This is a genomic window from Bombella sp. ESL0378, assembly GCF_009725845.1.
GTDB classification, from domain to species: Bacteria; Pseudomonadota; Alphaproteobacteria; order Acetobacterales; family Acetobacteraceae; genus Bombella; species Bombella pollinis.
In genome coordinates, this window is sequence record NZ_WNIF01000005.1 from 382,186 (window position 1) to 399,704 (window position 17,519).

A 17,519-nucleotide genomic window follows, 5' to 3' on the forward strand; every position below is an offset into this window, starting at 1 on the left:
TCTCCCCCGGTTTCGCTATGGCGTACTTCATCGCGTTATCATGCAAATGATAGCCATGGCGCGCTGGTCAATTTGTCTCAGCATCTCTATGCTAGGGTAGCTTAGCGGGTTTTTCCGCTTAACGCCATTCCACCATTAGATAAGTGATACGCGCTTTCGATGATTACTGCTCTGCGTCATTTCCTGGTTGACTCTTGGTTGGGTCGGGTCATTGCCTTGTTAGTCTTTGCCTCCTTTATTGTTTTGGGGGGTACTTTCTTCAGTATTGATGGGGGAGGTATCGGCCTCAGTGGGGATGTTGTGGTGCAGATTGGCTCCCACAAAGTCACACCCATTGAGATGCAGCAGGCAATACAACGGCAAATCGCTTATGCCATTCAGCAGAATGGTGGCTCTCCAGAGATTCTTAAAGCTCCGCAAGCGCGGGGGGAGCTTGGTCATACAGCGTTGCGTAGCCTTATCTTGACGCAAGAAGGTGAGGTTGCTGGGCGGCGTAATGGCCTTAATCCTAGCGATGATACGATTCGCTCTGCAGTATTCTCTATGCCGATCTTTCAGGATCCAACAGGCAAGTTTGACCCGCAGAAGATGGAAGCTGTGCTGAAGGGCAATCAGCTCGACCATCAGAGTTTGGTAAATGAGACGCGGAGCATGCTTTATGCCGCCGCAACGATGTATAGTTTTGGTCAGGGGTTGGTCGCCCCGAATGCACAAGTTGATTGGATGGTGAATTTTTTCAGCCATGGGCGTGTGGTGGATATGATTCGCCTGCCTTTCTCCTTGGGAGAGGTTGCAACCCAGCCGACAGCTGAGCAATTAAAGCGGTATTATCAGAATCATCTCTGGCAATTTCGTGTGCCGGAATACAGGCATGCACGCCTAGTTGTGATAACAGCAGGCAGTGTGGCGAAGACCATTAGCGTTTCAGATGATGACTTGAAAGCTGCCTTTGCGCAGAAGATGACAGACCCTGCCCAAGCTGCGCGTTATAATACGCCAGAGCTACGAACGGTGGAGGTTCTCGCTGTAACAGACAAAGCTCTTGCTTTGCAAATTGCGACAGCGTGGAAGAAGGGAGCGACGTGGGATGCGTTGCAAAAACAGCATCCGAGTGCGATTCCTGCCTCCTTGAATGACGCTCGGATAGCAGACTTCCCAGACCCAACATTAGGTAAAGCCGTTTTTGCTACAGAGGCGGGGGCGGTTTCTGATCCTATTCAGACGGCAGCCGGATGGAGTGTAGTGCATGTTATCTCTGTAAAACCTGCACATCATGCCAATCTTGCTGATATGAAAGAAGGTTTAAGGGAGGATATCGCTAATGCCCGTGCCATTCCGCTGCTTCAAGAGCGTGTGCGGATCTTGGAGGAGGAAGTGGCAAAATCTGCCACATTAGAGCAGATTCCCGCAGATATTGGGGCATTTCCTTTGGCAGGCACAATGGATGAGAGAGGCAATATCCCTAGCGGGGAGCCGGCTCCTCTGCCGGGTGATGCTGCTTTGCGTGAGGCGTTGTTGCAGCAGGTCTTTAGCCAAAAGAAAGATGAACCTCCTCATATTGTTACCCAGCCTGATGGGAGTGCTTTTGCGGTCTTGGTGGATAATATCGTACCAGCCCACCAAGGCAGCTATGAGGAAATGGGCGATAAGGTTAAAGAGGCATGGCTTGATGATGCGCGTAAACATGCGATGGAGCAACGCGCAACCAGCCTGTATCAGCATGCTAAAACTGATGGCTTGCGCCGTGCAGTGGATGGGCAAGGTGAGGCGTCCCTTCTGCAAAAGGATGAGCATTTCCCGCGTCTTCAGCAACGTCAGGATGTTCCTGCTCTTATTCTTCGTGCCGCTATGGAGCAGAAAGAGGGTGAGACCGTTATGCTCCAAGAGGGGGATGGCTATTGGTTGGTGAATGTGACGGGCAGCTATGAGGAATCGCCGAGTTTCACAACTACATTGCGCCAGAATATCACGAGCCAACTGGCGGAAGCATATCGGAGTGATGTGCGTGAGACATTAGGCATGTCTTATACGCGCTCCGCCCCGCCGCGGCACTTTAATGCCGCTTTGTTTGATGACATTAATAATCGGGTCTTCAGCAGTGTTTCAGGAAGGTTTGGGCAGTAGTGTGTAAGATTCTTCATAGGGTAGAAGCGGCAGACCTTCTTACTCCGCTCTCTGTATTCCTGCGTTTATCTCGCCTCGCTGATGATCCTTACCGTCTCTTTTTTGAGAGTGTAGAAGGTGGGGCCGCGCGGGGGCGTTATTCCATCATCGCTTTGCTGCCTGACACAGTGTGGCGGTGCCAAGATGGGCAGGCTTTTCGGGATGGCAAGCCGGAGGCAGTAGCCCCCCTGACCTCGCTTAAAGCTTTGTTGGATGAAAGCCGGATGCCCTTGCCAGAAGGCTTGCCGCCGATGATTGGCGGCGTCTTTGGGGTGTTGGGTTATGATATGGTTCGGCAGATGGAGGATTTACCTAATCCCCCGCCTAATGACCTGAGCCTCCCCGAAGGGGTGATGATTCGTCCGCGGCTTTTTGCTGTATTTGATACAGTGCGGGATGAGTTGATTTTAGCCACACCGCTGCGTGAGGGGACGACAGAGCAAGATGGCGAGGCTTTGCTAGCCAAAGCAGTGGAGGCTTTACGTCAACCCGTGGCAGACCCTGCCGAATCCCTCCCTGAAGGGACGACACTGGCGGAGCCTGTCTCCAACATCACGCATGAAGCTTTTTTGCAGAATGTCAAAAAAGCGCAGGATTATATTGCGGCGGGTGATGCCTTCCAAATTGTGCCAAGCCAGCGTTTTACAACGCCCTTTCCCCTTTCCGGTTTGTCATTATATCGCAGCTTACGGCGGATTAACCCCGCACCATTCTTATTCTTGATGGATCTTGGGGGCTTTACGCTTGTTGGGTCCTCGCCAGAGATTTTGGTGCGGATGCGCCAAGGGGTCGTCACGGTGCGTCCTCTGGCAGGTACGCGCCCGCGTGGGCGGGACCGTGCGCATGACCTTGCTTTGGAGAAAGAACTTCTTGCCGATGGCAAGGAGCTTGCCGAGCATCTTATGCTGATTGACCTAGGGCGTAATGACGTTGGCCGCGTAGCACAGCTTGGCACGGTAGAGGTGCCAGAACGCTTTGTGGTGGAGCGTTATAGCCATGTCATGCATATTTCCTCCACCGTGACGGGGAAGGTAAAAGCGGAATGCGGTGCGTTGGAGGCCCTCTCGGCAGCTTTCCCAGCGGGGACGCTCACAGGGGCCCCAAAGATTCGCACTATGGAGATTATTGATGAGCTAGAGCCAACACGGCGTGGCCCCTATGCTGGGTGTGTTGGTTATTTTGGTGCGGATGGGGACATGGATACCTGCATCGGCTTGCGTATGGCCTTGCTGAAAGACGGGCATATGTATGTACAGGCCGGTTGTGGTGTCGTGGCTGAATCCAACCCCGAGGCGGAGTATCAAGAGACGAGAGCGAAGGCACGTGCGCTCTTTAGCGCAGCAGAAGCAGCGATTGAGCAAGCGGTGCATGTAGGGCAGCAAAAGCATTCTGCCCCGAGGGGGATGAAAAATGCCGCGCGACACCTCATCTGAGATAACAGCAAAATGTGCTGCGATTGAGGAGACAATCAGATGATTTTGTTGATTGATAATTATGATAGCTTCACCTTCAATCTGGTCCATCATTTTGGGGCGTTAGGGGTGGAATGTGCGGTGAAGCGGAATGATGCCCTCACTGTAGAGCATGCTTTGGCGATGGAGCCTTCTGCGATTGTGCTATCCCCCGGTCCTTGCTCACCTGATGAAGCGGGGATTTGCTGCGCGTTGATCGAAAAAGCAGCGGGCAAGGTGCCTGTTTTGGGGGTTTGTCTTGGGCATCAGGCGATAGGGCAGGTCTTTGGGGCAGATGTTGTGCGGGCAGATGTGCCAATGCATGGCAAGATTAACGCCATTCATCATGATGGAAGTGGGGTTTTTGCAGGGTTGCCTAATCCGGTGGATATGGTGCGCTATCATAGCCTAACGCTAGACCCGGCGACTATTCCCGATTCGCTTATCGTTAATGCGCGGACAGAAGATGGTGTGGTGATGGGGGTGCGGCATCGGGATTATCCTATCCATGGCGTACAGTTTCACCCAGAGAGTATTGCCTCTCATTCCGGGCGGGAATTGCTTGCGAATTTCTTGCGTCTTGCTCATGTCCTACCACCCCATAAAGGTGCGGTGAGTTAATGGCACGGCAGGGGACGCCTTTCACACCGTTTTTGAGTAAGGTTGTTTTAGGTCAAGCCTTGAGTGCTGAGGAGGCCGAAGCTGCCTTTACGCTCATTATGGGGGAGCATGTCTCGGAGATTGAGCTTTCTGCGTTCTTGACCGCTCTTTACATGCGCGGGGAGACGTCTGCCGAGCTTTCTGGTGCGGTACGCGCTGTGCGTCGTGCGATGCAAGCTTTAAAGGATGTTCCTGACGATACCGTAGATGTATGCGGGACGGGGGGCGATGGGCTGGGGACGTTGAATGTCTCCACCGCGACAGCCTTTGTTTTGGCGGGGCTTGGTGTGCCTGTGGCGAAACATGGGGGGCGTGCCTTATCCTCCCGTGCAGGGGCAACTGATGTGTTGGAAGCATTGGGCATCCCTGCTGAGGCTAGTCACGTTGTGCAGGAGACGCGTCTGCGGGAGGATGGTCTTGCATTCCTTGCAGCACCTTATCACCATCCGGCGATGCGGATTGCTACCCCAGTGCGGAAAGGTTTGGGGTTTAGGACGTTATTTAATTTGCTCGGCCCGCTTTGTAATCCTGCGCGGGTGCGGCGACAGTTGGTTGGCGTGTTTGATGAAACGTGGTGCCAGCCTGTTGCGCAGGTTTTGGGGGAGTTGGGCGGTACGTCTATTTGGGTGGTGCATGGCCATACGGATGAAGGTGGCATTGATGAGCTCACTTTAGCAGGTCCCACGCATAATGAGGTGTGGGAGGCTGGTCAGATATTCTCTTTTGATATCACGCCCGAGATGGCAGGCTTACCCTGTTATGAGATTGCGGCCCTAAAAGGCGGGGACGCACAGGCAAATGCGCAGGCGATGAAGCGTTTATTTGCCGGAGAAAAAGGCTGTTATCGGGACACCGTTTTGTTAAATGCCGCGATAGGCCTACATGTCGCAGGGCGTGGTAATTTGTTAGAGAATGGTGCGCTTTCCGTCCCCGCATTGCGGCGCAACATTGCTCAAGCGGCGCACTCTTTGGATGAAGGAGACGCACAGGAGGCTTTAATCCGCGCCCAAAGGGGTGTAAGGGCACAGAGTTGAACGTGTAAAACCGTTCGTGATTTGTTTTAAGGTAAAGATTCAGGACGATCATGATTTTCTTGCCACAGCGGTCGATGGCTGCTTTTGCTCCTGCTGATGATGCAGGACAATCGCCAATATCTGAGTCCCCAGCTGGGGGTGATGTAGCAGAGGCCGCTAAATCGGAAGATGCTACTCCACCCTCTGTAGACGGAGGGGATAGTGCCGCTGCGGATAACGGGGCCAGTGTGTTGGAACGTATTTGCGCGCGGACTCGCCTTGATGTCGAACAACGGATGCAGGTGTTGCCCCTCAAGGAGATTGCCGCGAAGGCAAAAGAGGTCTCCATGCCGACCCGTGGTTTTGGGCAGGCTTTGCAGCATATTACGGCAGATAAGCGCGTTGGGTTGATTGCTGAGGTGAAGCGGGCGTCCCCCTCTGCAGGTATTTTGCGGCCCGATTATGACCCTGCTCAAATTGCTTTATCGTATCAGCGGGCAGGGGCAAGCTGTATTTCTGTTCTGACGGAAGGGTCATGCTTCCATGGGAGTGTGGAAGATTTAAAAGCCGTCCGTGAAGTCTGTAGCCTACCGATTTTGCGGAAGGACTTCATTTTAGAGCCGTGGCAGGTGCATGAGAGCCGTTTGATTGGGGCAGATTGCATCCTTTTGATTATGGCTATTTTGAAGGAAGAACAAACAGCCGAGCTTATCGCTCTCGCGCGAGGGCTGGATATGGATGTATTGTTGGAGGTCCATAATGAGGAGGAGCTTAATAAGGCTCTTGCTTATGATAGCTTCCTCATTGGTATTAATAACCGTAACTTGAAGACATTAAAGACGGACATCCAAACAACATTAGACCTTGCCCCGCAAGTGCCGCCTGATCGTCTCGTTGTCTCAGAGAGTGGGATTGCGACATCGGAGGATTTGGCAAAGGTTGGTGAAGCTGGATGTAGTGCTGTTCTCGTAGGTGAATCATTATTGCGGGAGGAAGACCCCGGCCTCGCAGCGCGCCGACTATTAGGTTTCTAAAGAGTACTGTGTTGGTATAAAACGCCGCGTTAATGTGTGAAATGCTGGTATTTGGGGAGGAGTGTTGTTACAACTCCGCTCCATTGTAAAATTGCAATCCTGGGAGAGTGTCATGGGTTCTATGACGGATGCGCCGAACCGCCAGAATGGCCCGGTGCTATCGAAGGAGGAAATGGAACGTGCTTATAGGGAGATGCTCCTTGTACGCCGTTTTGAGGAGAAAGCCGGTCAATTATACGGTATGGGGCTGATTGGCGGGTTCTGCCATCTCTATATCGGTCAAGAGGCCGTTGTCGCAGGGATTGGCCTTGCGATGAAGAAGGGTGATCGTTCCATTACCTCTTATCGCGATCATGGGCAGATGCTTGTTGCTGGGATGACAGCGCGTGGCGTGATGGCCGAGCTTACGGGTCGTTCTGGTGGGTATTCCCACGGGAAGGGCGGCTCTATGCATATGTTCTCTAAGGAGCAAGAGTTCTATGGGGGGCACGGCATCGTTGGCGCGCAAGTGGCGTTAGGGACAGGCCTTGCCCTTACCAGCGCGTATAAAAAGGACGGGGCTATCTCCATTGTGTATTTTGGGGAGGGTGCCTCCAACCAAGGGCAGGTTTATGAGAGTTTCAACCTTGCCGCTCTGCATAAATTGCCGTGCCTTTATGTGATTGAGAATAACCGTTACGGCATGGGGACATCGATCGAGCGTGCCTCTGCCTCTAAGGACCTCTCAAAGAATGCTACCCCGTGGGGGATTCCATCACGCAAAGTAGATGGGATGGATGTCGCTGCTGTTTATCAAGCAGCAAAAGAGGCCATGGAGCATTGTCGCTCTGGCAAAGGGCCTTTCTTGTTAGAGATGGAAACATATCGTTACCGTGGGCACTCCATGTCTGACCCGGCGAAATATCGCCAGCGTTCGGAGGTGGATGAGATGCGCCAAACGCGTGACCCGATTGAATCGTTAAAGGCGGAGATGATTAAACAGGGAGTTGATGAATCGTTCTTCAAAACTGTGGATCACGACGTGAAGGCCGTTGTAAAGGACGCAGCCGAATTTGCCGAAACAAGCCCAGAGCCGGATGCTTCCGAGCTGTGGACTGATGTTCTGGTGGGAGAATAAGCCATGGCCTCTCCAATTCTTATGCCCGCTCTTTCCCCTACAATGGAGGAAGGGACTCTGGCCCGTTGGGTTAAAAAAGAAGGTGATGCTGTTCGCTCTGGCGAGGTTATCGCAGAGATCGAGACTGACAAAGCCACGATGGAGATGGAAGCTGCCGAGGATGGCGTGCTAGGCCGTATTCTCATCGATGAAGGTACAGAGCATGTGGCGGTAAACACGCCTATTGCCGTTCTGTTGGAAGAAGGCGAGGATGCCTCCGCAGCGGACGGGCTGGACCTTGGTTCAAAAGCCAAACCCACACCCAAGGTAGAGAAGATTGTCCCCAACGCGGCGGCATCTGCTCCGCAAGGCCCTGCTCAACGCTCTACTGCTGAGCTTGTCGAGCCTGAATGGGGTGAGACAGCAGACATTACAGTGCGCGAGGCTTTGCGTGATGCGATGGCTGCGGAGATGCGCCGTGATGAGGATGTCTTTTTGCTAGGTGAGGAAGTCGCCCAATATCAAGGGGCTTACAAGGTTAGTCAGGGCTTGTTAGATGAGTTCGGTGAGAAGCGTGTTATGGACATGCCCATTACCGAGCATGGCTTTACCGGTATGGCTGTCGGGGCGGCTCTCTCTGGTGTGAAGCCGATTGTTGAGTTCATGACGATGAACTTCTCCCTCCAAGCGGTGGACCACATTATCAACTCTGCAGCGAAAACGCGTTATATGTCCGGTGGGCAAATGTCGTGCCCGATTGTTTTCCGTGGGCCGAATGGGGCAGCGGCGCGTGTAGGGGCGCAACATTCCCAATGTTTTGGCAGTTGGTACGCGCATATTCCCGGCCTTAAAGTTGTCGCGCCATGGTCTGCGGCGGATGCGAAGGGGCTGCTTCGTGCTGCTATTCGGGACCCGAACCCTGTCGTGGTGCTGGAGAATGAGATTCTCTATGGCAAGAAGTTCCCTTGCCCGGTGGATGAGGATTTTGTTCTGCCCATCGGTAAGGCTAAAATCGAGCGCGAAGGGAAGGATGTCACCTTGGTGGCGTTCTCCATCATGGTGGGTGTTGCGCTAGAGGCCGCAGAGCAGCTTGCTGCACAAGGCATTGAGGCTGAGGTGATTAACCTTCGTTCGCTCCGTCCGCTTGATACGGAAACGATCATCAAGAGCGTGAAGAAAACCAACCGGATTGTCTCGGTTGAGGAAGGCTGGCCTGTAGCGGGTATTGGCTCCGAGATTTGCACCATCGCGGTGGAGCAAGCATTTGATTGGCTAGACGCCCCGCCAGCGCGTGTATGCGGGTTGGATATTCCTTTGCCTTATGCTGCGAATTTAGAGAAACTGGCCCTGCCTAAGCCTGAGTGGATTGTTGAGGCTGTGCGTAAGCAGTTGGGAGACTAAAACCAATGGCAACCAATATCTTAATGCCTGCTCTGTCTCCGACTATGACAGAAGGGACGCTGGCCCGGTGGGTAAAAAAGGAAGGCGATGCCGTTCAGTCCGGTGATGTTATTGCCGAGATTGAGACTGATAAAGCCACGATGGAAGTCGAAGCTGTGGATGAGGGGATTCTTGGTAAAATCCTCATCCCAGAGGGGACGGAGCATGTGGCAGTAAAGACGCCCATCGCCATCCTTGTGGAGGAGGGAGAAGCTGTCCCTGAGGCTCCTGAAACCGCACCTACTGCGGCGAAGGCTGAAGCCCCTGCACAAGCTGAAAAGCCCGAGCCAGTGGTGATTTCTTCTTTTGACCCGGCTCAACAAACATCAACGCAGAAAGCGGATAAAGGGGAGCGGATTTTCATCTCCCCCTTGGCCCGCCGTATTGCGAAAGAAAATGGTGTTGATATTGCCAGCCTCACCGGGACAGGGCCGAATGGCCGTATTCTGCGCCGCGATGTGGAGAAAGCAAAAGGGCAGACATCTAGTACCACTGCACCATCTGCCACAGCGGCCTCAGCAGCGGGCTCTGTTGAGCGTGTAAAACACTCCGGTATGCGGAAGGTTATCGCCCGCCGCTTGACGGAATCTAAAACACAAGTGCCGCATTTTTACGTCTCGGTGGATATTGAGCTTGATGCGCTCTTGGCCCTACGCAGTCGCCTTAATAAAGCTCTTGAAGCTGAAGGCTGCAAAATCTCTGTCAATGACATGATGATTAAGGCCGTGGCTTTGGCGTTGAAGCAACAGCCGGGCCTGAACGTCCAGTTCACCGAAACCGAGATGCTGCATTTTGAGGATGTGGATATTTCTATGGCGGTTTCCGTGCCGGATGGATTGGTGACACCGGTTATCCGCCAAGCTGATCGCAAGAGCTTGAAGGAGATTAGCCAAGAGGCCCGCAGCCTTGCGACCCGTGCGCGGGAGGGTAAACTTTCCCCAGAGGATTACCAAGGCGGGACATTTTCTATCTCCAATATGGGGATGTTCGGGGTGAAAGATTTCGCTGCGATTATCAATCCACCGCAGGCGGCTATCTTGGCTGTGGCATCGGGTGAGAAACGCGCTGTGATACGCGATGGTGAGCTTGCTGTTGCAACGGTGATGACGGCTACTCTCTCGGTGGATCATCGTGCGGTCGATGGTGCCCTTGGTGCGCAATGGCTTAATAAATTGCGTGACCTTATTCAAAACCCTTATTCACTGGTGCTGTGATCATGTCTGACCTTTTTGATCTTATTGTGGTCGGCGGCGGTCCGGGTGGCTATGTGGCGGCTTTGCGGGCTAGTCAGCTTGGGATGAATGTCGCTTTGGTGGAAAGTACCCATATGGGGGGCGTCTGCCTTAATTGGGGGTGCATCCCTACCAAAGCTCTGTTGCGCTCTGCGGAGGTTTACCACAGCCTAGGGCACTTGAAGAAATATGGGCTTTCGGCCAGTAATCCTTCCTTCGACCTAGAGGCGATTGTAAAACGCTCTCGCTCAGTAGCGGAGGGAATGGGTAAAGGTGTGGCTCATCTCTTAAAGAAGGCGAAAGTTAAAACCTTTGATGGCCACGCTAAATTAGCAGGCCGTGAGGGTGAGGCGCATAAAGTCTCTATTACAAAAAATGGTAAAGAGACTGGCCAGATTCGTGCCCCGCATGTCATTTTGGCAACTGGTGCGCGGGGGCGGCAGCTACCGGGGTTGGAGACAGACGGCAAGCTCATTTGGGGGGCGCGTGAGGCGATGACGCCGGATAGTCTGCCAAAGCGTCTCTTGGTTATTGGCTCTGGGGCGATTGGGATTGAGTTTGCGTCCTTCTATCGGGATTTGGGCTGTGAGGTCACGATTGCCGAGGTCGCAGAGCGTATCCTCATGACCGAAGATGCCGAGATTAGCGCACAAGCGCATAAAGCGTTTGAGAAGCGGGGTATGACCATCCATACAGGGGCAAAGGTTGGCCCGCTGAAGAAGGGGGCTAATGAGGTCTCCACCACTATTGAGACAGCGAAAGGCAAGGTGGACCTTACGGTGGACCGTGTAATCTGCGCGGTCGGTATCGTGGGGAATGTGGAGGAGCTTGGCCTTGAAGGCACCAAGGTGAAGGTTGATCGCTCCCATATTCAAACAGATGAGTTCTGCCGCACGGCAGAGCCGGGCATTTATGCCATTGGTGATGTGGCGGCTCCACCGTGGCTTGCTCATAAAGCAAGCCATGAAGGGGTGATTTGCGTGGAGAAAATCAGCGGTCGCTCCCCAGAGCCGCTCCATATTCGCAACATCCCCGGCTGTATTTATGCACGCCCGCAGGTGGCTTCTGTGGGGCTTAGTGAGGAGAAGGCAAAAGCCGAAGGTTATAAGGTCCGCGTGGGGCGGTTCCCCTTCTTAGCGAATGGGAAAGCCGTTGCTATGGGTGAGCCTGACGGCATGACCAAAACGGTTTTTGATGCTGAAACGGGCGAATTGCTAGGGGCCCATATGATTGGGGCTGAGGTCACGGAGATGATTCAGGGCTATGTCATCGCCCGAACGGGTGAGTTGACTGATGCCGAGTTGATGGAGACGGTGTTCCCCCATCCAACCATTTCTGAGACAATGCATGAGGCTGTCCTCGCCGCTTATGAGGGTGCGCTGCATATTTAGGAATGGCTCAGCGCATCGTCATTAATCATCAAAAAGACCGGATGGCCGCTTTGCGTCATCCAGAGAAGGCGCACCGGCCCGATAACCCTATCCAGAAGAAACCTTCATGGATTCGGGTGCGGGCTCCGGGGAGCAATCCGGTCTATGATGAGACGCGCGGCCTCATGCGGAAACATGGCCTGACGACAGTATGTGAGGAGGCTGCATGCCCCAATATTGGGGAATGTTGGTCCCAACGCCATGCGACTATGATGATTATGGGGGAGATTTGCACGCGCGCTTGTGCGTTTTGCAATGTCACGACAGGTCTCCCGCATAAATTGGACCCAGACGAGCCGGCTCATGTCGCGGAAGCTGTGGCGAAGTTGGCGCTCAAGCATGTCGTTATTACATCGGTGGATCGTGATGATTTGCCCGATGGGGGAGCGCAACATTTTGCTGATGTCATCCAAGCGATTCGTGTTCTTGCGCCAGAAACAACGATTGAGATTTTAACGCCGGATTTTCTGCGTAAGCCGGGTGCGTTAGAGGTTGTTGTTGCTGCACGGCCGGATGTGTTTAACCATAATATCGAGACCGTTCCGCGTTTATATCCGGGGATTCGACCGGGGGCGCGTTATTATCAATCTATTCGCTTATTGGATGATGCTAAGCGGCTTGATCCATCTCTTTTTACGAAATCCGGCATGATGTTGGGTTTGGGGGAGGAGAAGATGGAAGTCGCGCAAGTGATGGATGATTTTCGTATTGCGGATGTCGATTTCCTAACATTAGGGCAATATTTGCAACCTACGGTTAAACATGCCGCGGTTAAAGATTTTATCACGCCAGAGCAATTCGCTGACTATGGGGCCATGGCGCGGGCGAAGGGGTTTTTGCAGGTTAGTGCATCCCCCCTCACGCGCTCCTCTTATCATGCGGATCGTGATTTTGCAGAGCTACGCGAAGCCCGTGCGCGCCGTTTAAAAGGGGAGAGCTAATGCCAACACATGCCGAGCAAAGGTTAATTCCTTACTCTAGCGAGCAGCTCTTCGACCTTGTGGCGGATATAGAGAGATATCCTGAGTTCCTCCCTTGGTGTGTGCGGGCTGCTGTGCGCTCTCGGTCGGAGAAGGAATTATTAGCTGATTTGACCATTGGCTTTGGCCCTTTCCGGGAGACTTATACAAGCCGTGTTCAGCTAGACCGCCCTCATCAGATTACAGTAGGGTATGAACGTGGGCCTTTTAAGCATCTCAAAAATATATGGCGTTTCACCCCTGAGGGAGAGCATTGCCGTGTTGATTTCTTTGTCGATTTTGAGTTCCGCTCCCTTTTGCTGCGCAATGCGATAGGAATGGTTTTTAATGAAGGCGTGCGCCTTATGGTGAAGGCCTTTATCACACGCGCTAGTAAGGTTTATGGCCCACCGCACACTATAGTATCGGGGGCTCATCTCTCATAAGGCTTCGCTTATAGGATAAATAATTTTATGTAATAATTCTTTTAGATAAGAATGATTGTCCTAAAGGCTTATCCATTCTAGGATAGCTCCCGTCATCACAAGAAAAGGATGATTGAGGAGGATTTTATGAAGAAACTATCTCTTTCCGCTATTGCTCTGCTCGGCCTGACGGCTGCTGCTGCTCCGGCTTTCGCTGCTGATGAGGCTGCTGCTCCGGCACCGGCTCACCATGCTCATCACGCTGGTCACCATCATCATGGCAAGAAATGCGGCATGAAGCATGGCCAGAAGAAGGATGAGGGCAAGGCTCCGCAAGCCACTGATGACCTGAACAGCACATCTCTGGATAAGGCACGGCCTGCTGCTCCTGCTGCTTCCGCACCAGAGGCTGCTCCGGCTCCTGCTGCTAACACAGGCGTTTCGGATGCGAACTCCAAGCACTAATAATGAGTGTTAAGCACACATTATAGTGGAAGAAGCGGCCCAATCGGGCCGCTTTTTTTATGGGTGTTATTGTGGGGCTAAAGCATAAAGAGACATATCGGCTTCAATATGTTCGATATACAGGCGCGTTTCTTTATAAGGGAGTAACAACACCCAACGGAGCAATATATCTTCATCATCAACGCTTGGGGTTATAGGGCTTTCCATCTCGTCTTGCCAGCGTTTGGCTCGTGTTGGGCCAGCATTATAGGCGGCTAATGTGTAAGGCAGTACATTATTAAAACGTGACAGCATATCTTCTAGGTAAAGACTGCCGATTGTGAGGTTAGTCTCCGGGTCTTGGAGGTCATGTGCCGAGGTTAGTTTATAAGAGAGATGATGTTGTCGGATAATCTGCTGGGCCGTGGGGAGGAGAAGTTGGGTTAGGCCAATGGCGTGACGCGGGCTTATGGCAGCTTCATCCATGCTGCTTTCTTGCCGGACCAAGGCCGGGAGTAAGCCATTAGGCAAAGCCGGGGAGGATGCGAGAGGGAGTGAGGGATAGCCACCGGGGTAAAAGGCTACCCCAAGCCGCGCAAGTTGCCGTGTCGCGAGGATGGCGATTTTTGGTAGTGGGAGGGATAAAGCAAGGCGGGCAATGGCGAGTTGTGCTGCTTTATCATCGGCTTCATGGACTTGAAGATACGCTAAAATCAGCATAGCGTTAAAAGCATCGCCTTCATGCCATAAGTCTATGCTTGCTTGTAGCAAATCCTCACGTGCGGGATTATGTCCCGCTGGGGTAGGAGGGAGCGTGCGGAGCTGCCTTTGTAAGGCTTCATAAAAATCCGCATTGCGGAGTGAGCTGGATAAAAAAGGCGTGTGCGTTATATGGGCTAAAGCAAGTTGGCCGTAAAAGGTGGTGGGATAATTGCTCGCCTTTTTATAAGCCTCTAATGCCGTATGTGGATGCAGGCTCTCCTCTGTACGGGCAAGCCAATAAAGCCCTTCAGCATGTTTATTAAGGTCATTTTCTTCGGCCAGAGCTTTAAAATAAGGATGCGCTTGGGGTGGATTATGTAAAAAGGTAAAGGCGATATAGCCCATAAGGGAGCGTGTTTCTGGTGTTTGTTGATGAGGCGGTATGGCTTGCATAATGGTAAAACCAGTAGAGGCAGCCTCTACGCGCCCTGTACGCAGCAAGGCCCGGACGAAATTAGCCCGTTCAGTTTGCCAATCTGCTGGGCTTGGGGGAAGGAGAGGGCTGCTTGCTGTGCCGGGCTTCTTCGTAAGCCAAAGTGATGTGGCTTCATCAAGCCGATCATGAAGGCGTAAATATTTCAGGCGATAATAAAGAAGGGAAGGGTCAGAGCTGGCAGCATTGGCTTGATAAAGCGCATCAGCATCGGAAGTGGAAAAACGGTTTGTCAGACGGGCATAAAAGAGGGCGTGCCATAGCTCTGGGGTACGTTCTATTTGCTGTTTAGCGGTATTTATAGGCCCCGTATGCTCTAAGAGTTCGTAACGGGCGATTTCATCTTCAGGGGTAAGATATGGAGTAAATTGTCGCAGGAATAACGCCATTTGCTCCCCGTCCATAGGCTGCTCCCGCCATAAACGCCGCGCCTGTTGGGCAAGGTTAGGGAGAAAAGGCGCGCAGGTAGCGAGGAGGTCCGCACGTTGAATAGGGCGCGAAGGGCAAAGAGTTTGTCGTACCGTTGGGTCTGGCTCTGCAAGAAGGGCGCGTTCATAACGGCTTTCGATTCGTTTTTGCAGGGGCCAATCTGGTTTTTGTGCTAGAAAAGCCGCATATCGTGTGGGAGGGTAGTTGGTACCGTCTGAGGCGATTAGAGCGCGCCATTCTTCAAAACGGGAGGGGGTTTGCCCCCATGCTGTTGTAACAATGCTGCCGAGATAAAGTAGGGTTAGCCCTCTTAAAAAAGGACCTGATTTACGAGAAAAGAGGAAGCGGAACATCGCGAATGCCATGAATCAAAAGATGGATGCTTAGAACAAGCATGATGACTAAGCCTACCCATTCTAACCGGCGCAAACGGAGCAACTGCGCGGGAGCCATCATAACGCCAATCGTGATTGCTAGAATAGATATTACAAGGCCGCTGATGAGAATGATGTGGTGATGAATGGAAACGCAAGCAACGGCTAAGATATTATCCAATCCCAAAGCGAGGTCAGCCATAATGATTTTGGGAATCGCCTCTATTAAGTTGGCTGAGTGAGAGCTTTCGGTTTCTGGATCAGGCGAGGTAAGGGTACGGAATAAGATCCAACTGGTCCATAAAAGGAGAATAGCGGCGATAATCTTCGTATAAGAGAAGACGAGCATATCGCTTAGGATGAGTGTTAGGCCAATTCGTAGAAATGCCGCCAAAGCGGAGCCGAAGATAAGAGCTGTACGGCGGTATGAGCGGAGGTGTTTTTGGGCTAAATCGGGGTGCGTTTGGCGTGCTATATCCAGCCGAGGCGGCCTGATATGCTCGACAATATTTTGCAGAATCACCACATTATAGCCACTCAATGCTAGATTCAGAATAATGGTGAGGCACACCATCATGATGAAATAGAGAGGAGACACCATGGTCATATGTTCACTTGAGCTCTAGGGTGGGCTGTTAATCTTCTATCTATAGATAAAAAATCTTTTTAATGTGAGAGTGGATGAGCGGTTAAGCCGTGCTGTGTGTGTTTTTCTGCCATGGTTTTTGTAAATGAAGGATTCATTGTTAGATAGCGGGTTTTCGGCTCTGGGCAAAAGGGGCAGTTTTAGGCTAATCAGGGGATAATTGCCCTTCTAGCAGGAGTTATAACATGGTCCCCCGCTATTCGCGCCCACAGATGACAGCCATTTGGTCCCCTATAAACCGGTATCGCATCTGGTTTGAGATTGAGGCCTTGGCGTGTGAGGCTTTGGCGCGCCGGGGGGAGATTCCGGCAGAGGCAGCTAAAGTTATTCGCACAAAAGGCGATGCCGCGATGGCCGCTTTTAGTGAGGCTGATGTAGCGCGGATTGATGAGATTGAGGCAGAAACACGCCATGATGTGATTGCCTTCCTCACATGGTTGGCGGAGAAGGTTGGGCCGGAGAGCCGTTTTGTCCATATGGGGATGACATCTTCGGATGTGTTGGACACATGTTTGGCGGTGCAACTAACACAAGCAGCGGATATTTTGTTGGAGGATATGGATATTCTCCTTGCCGCCCTGAAGAAGCGCGCTTTTGAGCATAAACACACCGTTACGATTGGTCGTAGCCACGGTATCCATGCCGAGCCGATGAGCTTTGGGCAAAAATTGGCGGGCCATTATGCTGAGTTCGCCCGTAATCGTCGCCGTCTCGAAGTTGCGCGGGAGGAGATTGCCGTATGTGCTATCTCTGGTGCGGTAGGCACATATGCGCATATCGACCCAGAGGTGGAAGAATATGTCGCCTCTCATCTGGGGCTAAAGGCTGAGTTTGTATCCACACAGGTGATTCCACGGGACCGCCACGCCGCTTTCTTCTGCGCTTTGGGTGTGATTGCTAGCGGGATTGAGCGGCTTGCTACAGAGGTACGTCATCTTCAACGCTCCGAAGTGCGAGAAGCGGAGGAGTTCTTCCATGCTGGGCAGAAAGGCAGCTCTGCCATGCCGCATAAGCGTAACCCTGTTTTGTCCGAGAATCTCACGGGCCTAGCACGGTTGGTGCGCTCTTATGTCACCCCAGCACTGGAGGATGTGGCTTTGTGGCATGAGCGCGACATTAGCCATTCTTCTGTAGAGCGGAATATCTGCCCCGATGGGACGATTGTGTTGGATTTCGCCCTTGCGCGCCTTTCTGGCATGATGGAAAAATTGGTCGTCTATCCAGAACAAATGCTGGCTAATGTTGAGAGTTTGGGCGGGGTTGTTCATTCTGGTGAAGTCCTGTTGGTACTGGCGCGTGCTGGTATCTCGCGTGAGGATGCGTATCGGATTGTTCAACGTGCTGCTATGGCGACTTGGACAAAATTAGGCACATCGGAGGGCCGTACCTTCCGTGAAAACCTAGAGGCAGACCCAGAAGTTGCAAAACATGTTGAGCCTGCTGTGTTGGATGATGCGCTAGACCCGGCGCGCCATTTGCGTGCGGTGGACCATATTTTTAAGCGCGTATTTGGTTAAAGGGACCTTAT

15 protein-coding genes are annotated in these 17,519 nt (G+C 52.5%); 13 read left to right on the forward strand and 2 right to left on the reverse strand.

The window, feature by feature from the left end:
* Positions 1-159: 159 nt before the first annotated feature.
* From GM556_RS03335 to GM556_RS03390, 12 genes are all read left to right on the forward strand, one after another.
* Positions 160-2,124 (forward strand): peptidylprolyl isomerase, encoded by a 1,965-nt coding sequence (locus GM556_RS03335; protein ID WP_155579241.1) that lies wholly within the window; start codon positions 160-162, stop codon positions 2,122-2,124.
* Positions 2,124-3,596, forward strand: coding sequence for an anthranilate synthase component I family protein (locus GM556_RS03340; protein ID WP_370513576.1), 1,473 nt, complete (start codon positions 2,124-2,126; stop codon positions 3,594-3,596). The genes GM556_RS03335 and GM556_RS03340 overlap by 1 nt, the downstream gene beginning before the upstream one ends.
* Before the next feature lie 39 nt (positions 3,597-3,635).
* On the forward strand, positions 3,636-4,235 hold the full coding sequence (locus GM556_RS03345; RefSeq protein WP_155579242.1) for an aminodeoxychorismate/anthranilate synthase component II: 600 nt from the start codon (positions 3,636-3,638) through the stop codon (positions 4,233-4,235).
* Positions 4,235-5,308: an anthranilate phosphoribosyltransferase gene (gene trpD, locus GM556_RS03350; RefSeq protein WP_155579243.1), complete on the forward strand. Its 1,074-nt coding sequence runs from the start codon at positions 4,235-4,237 to the stop codon at positions 5,306-5,308. The genes GM556_RS03345 and trpD overlap by 1 nt, the downstream gene beginning before the upstream one ends.
* A 50-nt stretch (positions 5,309-5,358) precedes the next feature.
* Entirely contained in the window at positions 5,359-6,321 is a 963-nt protein-coding gene (gene trpC / locus GM556_RS03355; RefSeq protein WP_196424765.1) for an indole-3-glycerol phosphate synthase TrpC, read from the forward strand.
* A 112-nt stretch (positions 6,322-6,433) separates the two neighbouring features.
* The gene (gene pdhA / locus GM556_RS03360) at positions 6,434-7,438 is read left to right on the forward strand and encodes a pyruvate dehydrogenase (acetyl-transferring) E1 component subunit alpha (RefSeq protein WP_155579244.1); all 1,005 of its coding nucleotides are present in this window, start codon (positions 6,434-6,436) and stop codon (positions 7,436-7,438) included.
* A 3-nt stretch (positions 7,439-7,441) separates the two neighbouring features.
* Positions 7,442-8,818, forward strand: a complete 1,377-nt coding sequence (locus GM556_RS03365; protein ID WP_099025979.1) for a pyruvate dehydrogenase complex E1 component subunit beta — start codon at positions 7,442-7,444, stop codon at positions 8,816-8,818.
* Between the two features lie 5 nt (positions 8,819-8,823).
* Positions 8,824-10,071 carry a pyruvate dehydrogenase complex dihydrolipoamide acetyltransferase gene (locus tag GM556_RS03370; RefSeq protein WP_155579245.1) on the forward strand — a complete coding sequence of 416 codons (1,248 nt, stop codon included), beginning with the start codon at positions 8,824-8,826 and terminating at the stop codon, positions 10,069-10,071.
* Between the two features lie 2 nt (positions 10,072-10,073).
* Positions 10,074-11,480, forward strand: coding sequence for a dihydrolipoyl dehydrogenase (gene lpdA, locus GM556_RS03375; RefSeq protein ID WP_155579246.1), 1,407 nt, complete (start codon positions 10,074-10,076; stop codon positions 11,478-11,480).
* A 2-nt stretch (positions 11,481-11,482) separates the two neighbouring features.
* Positions 11,483-12,460 (forward strand): lipoyl synthase, encoded by a 978-nt coding sequence (gene lipA, locus GM556_RS03380; protein WP_155579247.1) that lies wholly within the window; start codon positions 11,483-11,485, stop codon positions 12,458-12,460.
* Positions 12,460-12,924 carry a type II toxin-antitoxin system RatA family toxin gene (locus tag GM556_RS03385; protein WP_155573068.1) on the forward strand — a complete coding sequence of 155 codons (465 nt, stop codon included), beginning with the start codon at positions 12,460-12,462 and terminating at the stop codon, positions 12,922-12,924. The genes lipA and GM556_RS03385 overlap by 1 nt, the downstream gene beginning before the upstream one ends.
* A 126-nt stretch (positions 12,925-13,050) precedes the next feature.
* Entirely contained in the window at positions 13,051-13,368 is a 318-nt protein-coding gene (locus GM556_RS03390; RefSeq protein ID WP_155573069.1) for a hypothetical protein, read from the forward strand.
* Between the two features lie 66 nt (positions 13,369-13,434).
* Here GM556_RS03390 and GM556_RS03395 read toward each other — a convergent pair whose 3' ends face one another.
* A complete protein-coding gene (locus GM556_RS03395; protein ID WP_155579248.1) occupies positions 13,435-15,336 on the reverse strand; it encodes a lytic transglycosylase domain-containing protein in 1,902 nt (633 codons plus the stop codon).
* Positions 15,299-15,946, reverse strand: coding sequence for a TerC family protein (locus GM556_RS03400; RefSeq protein ID WP_196424766.1), 648 nt, complete (start codon positions 15,944-15,946; stop codon positions 15,299-15,301). Before GM556_RS03400 ends, GM556_RS03395 begins: the two co-directional genes overlap by 38 nt.
* A gap of 230 nt (positions 15,947-16,176) precedes the next feature.
* On the opposite strand from GM556_RS03400, the gene purB reads away from it, so the two are divergent.
* Positions 16,177-17,508, forward strand: coding sequence for an adenylosuccinate lyase (gene purB, locus GM556_RS03405; protein WP_155579249.1), 1,332 nt, complete (start codon positions 16,177-16,179; stop codon positions 17,506-17,508).
* Positions 17,509-17,519: the final 11 nt, after the last annotated feature.